This window comes from Variovorax sp. 01T439_2, from assembly GCF_056398445.1.
This window is the reverse complement of sequence record NZ_JBFTPJ010000387.1, coordinates 1-5179: the sequence shown is the minus strand read 5'-3', so window position 1 is coordinate 5179 and position 5179 is coordinate 1. Positions and strand designations below refer to the sequence as shown.

The 5179-nt window shown below is 61.1% G+C and carries 3 protein-coding genes; all 3 read right to left on the bottom strand.

The genetic code is table 11. The features are described from left to right. Window positions 1-1783 (bottom strand): BREX system Lon protease-like protein BrxL (brxL, locus tag AC1DOC_RS18375; RefSeq protein ID WP_478130226.1); only part of this gene is annotated, 1783 nt, incomplete at its 3' end. A gap of 3 nt (window positions 1784-1786) precedes the next feature. Further along, a complete protein-coding gene (gene pglZ / locus AC1DOC_RS18370) occupies window positions 1787-4132 on the bottom strand; it encodes a BREX-1 system phosphatase PglZ type B (protein WP_478130225.1) in 2346 nt (781 codons plus the stop codon). Beyond that, window positions 4123-5179, bottom strand: a 1057-nt coding sequence (locus AC1DOC_RS18365) for an HNH endonuclease family protein (RefSeq protein WP_478130224.1), incomplete at its 5' end; no start/stop codon positions are given. The genes AC1DOC_RS18365 and pglZ, both read right to left, overlap by 10 nt.

Genomic DNA, 5179 nt, shown 5'->3' with positions numbered 1-5179 from the left:
CCAGAGAGGCCACACCGAGTTTCGCACCGGACTTCGCCGCGTCAAACGCCCGAAGCTGTACCGTGAACTCGTGCTGCCTGGGGTCCTTGTCCCCAACCAACTGCAACGACCGTGCGTACAGATTCTGCTCGGCGAAACCTATGCTTTCGCGGAATGCGGGCGGAATGGGTTTGTTGAGCACCTTCAGGCCAGATCCAGGGCCTTCGTTCACCTCGATGCGGTAGAGGCCGGAGTTCTCCTCGCCGCCGCCCGGGCTGATGGTCCACACCTGTCCAGGCTCCAGCGGGTCGCCACCAATGCTGTTGTCGCTTTGCAGCTCCGGCGTGGAGACGAACTTCTCGACACCGTCGGCGCCCATGATGTAGCTGAAGTGCGTATTCCGAAACTCGGCGGCGCCCACACGCTTCTGCTGCTCCTTGACGCGGCGCCGGACCTCCATGGCGATGCGAACGGCCCATTCCAGATCTTCGTCGGGGACCGGGACATCCGCGCTTGGGTACAACAGTTTCAGCAAGCCGCTGACCGTCTTGTTGATCGCATTTGTGTCTCGGCCCGACAGGGCGCCGCCGAAGAAGACGCGGTTCTGCAACTCGCTCACCCGGCTCTGGTTCCGAAGCTGGCTCCAGCACTCGGACAGAAAATCGCTGACCAGACCGAAGTGGTTGGTGACCAAGTCTTTATTGATCTTGGGCACGTCCCAGCCAGGCAGAAACGCATGGATGCGATCCATGAAGGCGGTGTCGTCACGCATCTCCGGCGGCATGGGCCCAAACAAGTGCCCCACGCGTTGCTGGTGTTCCACATCGACGTCGAAGTTGCCGACCAGAACGATACTGCCGTCCGCGCGGATGCTCTCCTTGCCACGGCTGAACTCGCCGGACTCCATGTAGCCCTTCATGATGTTCACGCCATCCTTCTGGTCGAAGGAGATGCCTGACACCTCGTCGAAGCAGACCACGTCGTACTGGCACACCAAGCCCCGACGGCCCTTGGCTGTGTTCTCCACGAACATCTTGGCTACAGTGGCCTTGCCACCTGAAATCAGGTGCGCATAGGGCGAGACCTGTTGAAACAAGTGGCTCTTGCCGGTGCCGCGTGGCCCGAGCTCCACCAGGTTGTAGTTGCGCTCGACAAAAGGAACCATGCGCAAGAGAAGGGCGTTTCGCTGGCGGTCGGTAAGGTCGCCGGACTCAATGCCGATAGACCGCAGCAGAAAGCATTTCCATTCTTCGGTGGTGAACGCCTGGCGGGCCTTGGCCAGGGTATCCAAGACATCGCGCTTGGACAGCTGAATTTCCCGCAACGACGTGATTCCAAACGGACGCCCTGTGCTTTCCTGGGCGATGGCAACATCGAATGTCACCCCCAGCTCGGCATAGAAGCCACCGGTCAGCATGCGTTCGTGTTGGTTGACCAGCTTGCTGCTGATCCGCACGTCGGTCAGGCGTAGGCTCGGCAGACTCGCCACGTACTCGCCTTTGTTGTCCACGCGCGCTGTCACGAGGTCGATGATCTTCACCTCGCCCGTCTCAAGCGCCTTGGCCTTGAACAGCTCTTCCTCGCCGGCCCGCACCGTGCGGGACTTGAGCTGGCGTTGCACGATCTCGAGCCCCTCGTCGATCTCCTCCTGATCGGTGCTGGCGCAATAGCGGCCGAGCATGAACTCGACAACGTAAGTGGGTACCGGAAATTGCCGACTGAAAGTGCGTACCAGGTCTTTCCGGACCAGATACCCGTCCAGCACCGAGGCTGCTTTTTTGTCTATCTGATCCAGTTCAATCATTCCCTATCCTCCGCCGATCACGATGTTTGCCTCGGCCACCAGCTCGCCCGATGCACTGAGCAGGACCAGAAACGCCGCGTGGCCTTGCAGTTCTTCGTTCTCAACAACCACCGATGCGGTGCCGTTGTCCTTGAGCAGCTTGACGCTCACCACCACGCTAGACGTCGGGTCGCCCGCCTGCGTCCGAATGTCCAGAGACAGATTCGCGTACTGGCCGTCCACGCCCACCGTGCAGCGCWAGCCCTTCCAAGCGATGTCGGTCACCTCGGCCCCTTGCTTGCCTGAGGTGCTCCCGCCCCGGGTCACCACCAGATCCAAGGTGAGGCACTCTTGCAGGCTCAACCCGCCGTGGTTGTAGTCCACCGACTTGCCGTAGCAGCTCACGCCGTCAGCTAACGCGAACTGCTGATGGGGATTCCAGAACCAGGGGTACAAGCGCTCACCGGTGGAAGCGCCGGGCTTGATCGAGGCGCAGCGCCCCCATTTGTTGTCGGTGAGGTCCTTGGACATCTGAATCGTGGGTAACTTGCCCGGCATGAGTAGCCAGCCGTGGTCAGTCACGACCCTAACGTTGTTCCAGCCTGCAGCCAACAGGGCAGCGATGCGTTCAGCAATTTCTGCGAGAAGCGGGTCGATGTGCTTGGCCAGCTTCCAGCCGCGCGCATGTCCCTCGCTGTCGATGTCGCCAAATTCGCACCACGCGTTACCTTGGCCGTCGCCGTTTTCGGTACGGTCCAGCACCTTCCAGTGGTTGTCATTCAGCAGCTTCTTCAAGTGGTAGCCACCCTTGAGCGATTGGCCTGTGGCGGCGACGCAAGGGTCAAAGTCATCGCAGTCATCCGTACCGCTGATCTTGGTTCGCACAGGCGAAGCAGCCGCCTTGCCGGTTGCGGTCACGCTAGGCAATGCTGTCCAGCCCATGGCTTCCGCCACCTGGAAGCCGCGCGCTTCCAGGGTGCCCGAAAGGCGGCGGGCCGTATCAAAGCGCATGCCATCGACAAATAGAACGCACTCGCCCTTGGAGGCGGCGAAGGCCTTGGCGTTGGCGATCGTTCCACCGGGGTAGCTCGACCCATCCACCAGCTTTTGCAGGTAGCGCGCAGACTCTTCCAGCCAGGGTAGATAGATCGCCCGCGTCGCTGTTGTCACCGCATCAACGTCAGACGCTTTGTCAACGCAAGCCAGTGCCGACAACATCGCATCGTCGGCTCGCCAGCCCTGGTTGGCGTACCCCGCCTGCAAGTCTGAAACCGAGCCGGCAGCCAGGGCTGTCTTGGTCACCTCCGCCACCACGGTCAGATGCTTGGCGGCCAAAGCCAGTGGCGATTCACCCAATTCGGCCCAGACCAGGTCACGACGGGGTGCATGGCTTTTCTCGAGATCCAGCACCCGCTTCCTCGCTTCATGCGCAGGCAGGTGGTTCAAGGCCAGCAGATCATGCTGGAGCGATTTCTCCTGCTCCTCGTTCCATTGCGGCCAACCGCTCAGCTTCTCGGCGGGCGTGTCGAAGATGCCCAGATCGGGCGGCTTGCACTGGCGAATTCGGCTCGGGATGTTGGGATAGCGCTTAGGTGCTTCGCTGTATCGCTCCCACACCGAATGCCAGGGCCCCTCGTGCATCGCCAGCTTGCTGGCACCCGCCAGCACGCCATCGGCCTGAGGGTTGAACGCCAGCTGCGACTTGCAAACCTCAACAAAGGCCTTCCACTCGTTGGCGCCGCGCGTGGTTTGAAACGCGTCGCCCAGATCCAGCCACTGCAGCAAGTCGCGCACCGGGTCGCCCCCCGTCAGCAGGGTATTGAAGTAATCCTTGTCCAGCCGCTTGCCCTTCAGCAGCTCAAGTTCTTCATCCAGCAGACGGTACAGCGCCAGTTGCATCGCGTTCTTGGCTTCGTTGTCCTGGGCCACATCCAGACCCATGCCGCCTTGGTCCGACTTCAGGAAGGCCATGATGGTCCAGTCCTTGGCGTTGGCCTGCGACCAGATCACCCCCCGGTACTGCAATTCAGCCAAGGGCTTCAACAATTCCGGGCAGTCTTCGATAGCCCGCAAGTCCTGGCGGCTCACTCCAGCCAAGTAAAACACCGGCACCCGGTCGGCCGGCAAGGCGACATCGGGCGCCTTACCGGCGATCACGCAGCGCAGCCAAATGGCCGGGCCTATGCGGTTCTCGGGCGTGTAGTCACCCAGCATCAGCAGCTCCGCCAGCTCGCTCTGCAGGCGCGGGATCACCGCCTCCCACTGACGGTCCTTGTCAGGCCACAAGATGCACGTGGGCGCGACTTGGACCTCGGGGTTGAAGATCGCCGAGTCGCGCAGGGTCTTGACCAGATGTTCTATCACGCGCATGGCTGGCCCTCCGTCATGGCGAAGAACACCATCACCTGGTCCACCAGCTTGGTCGTCCGCGCATCGATCTGCTCGACGCTCCATGCTTCGGCCGTTGCGAGCTCGGCGTTCAGCTTGAGCCCGTTCTTGTAGCCCATCTCACGGCCTTTGCTGTCAGTGCGGTCACGCTTGTCTTTGAAGCTCTTGTTGCCCAGCGCGCTGTTGAAGCCGGAGATCGTCAGGTTGCCCAGCTTGTGGACATGCGTTTCCTGAATGGCTTTGGCCTTCTTTTCATCGCCGTCGGCAATCATGGTCACCCATGAAGCAGGGATGTTGTCGCCTTGCGGGAAGATGTGCTCGATGGTCCACACGAAGAGCTTGCCTTCGTACTTCCACAGATCGACCCAGGTCTCCTTGGTCATGCTCTGCTCGGCCAAGGCGCACAGCACAAACCGGGTGACTCCGGCGTTCTCCTCGTAGATGGCGCCTTCCAGCTTGCTGCGGAAGGTCTCATCGCTGGCCGAAACCGCCAGCAATTCGTCTCGGATGGCCGTCACCACAGCGTCGCCCGAATGCTCGGCCATCTTGTCGATGGCGGCCATGAACAAGCGCGTCAGGTCGCGGGTCGGTGGCGTGTCGGTAAGGTTGCGTCGAACAAAGAAGCAAACCAACAGACGCGCGATCTCTTCCAGTTGTGCCATGTCGATGCTCAGTGCTTCACATCGCACCAGCAGGTATAGCATCAACAGGTAAGACGGCGCACCCTGAATGCGGTCCAGATCCTTCAGCGGCTTGTCCAGCGGAGTCCAGGCTTCGTCCGTGTTCCGCGCCAGCATCAGTGCATACAGCTGGCCGGCGGAACGAATGGCCTGCAGGTGGTGCCTGGCGTCTTGGTTGATCAGCTTCTCGTAGATCTGGATCAGATTGGACCTTGTGGCCACCGGGCCAAGGGGGTCCTTCTTCTTGTCCTCGTCCTTACGGAACGGCACGTTCAGCGGGTCTTTGAACGCGTTGTAGTAGTGCCGGAAGAAGCGCTCCTGGACGCTGTAGTCGTCGCCCAGGTAGCCC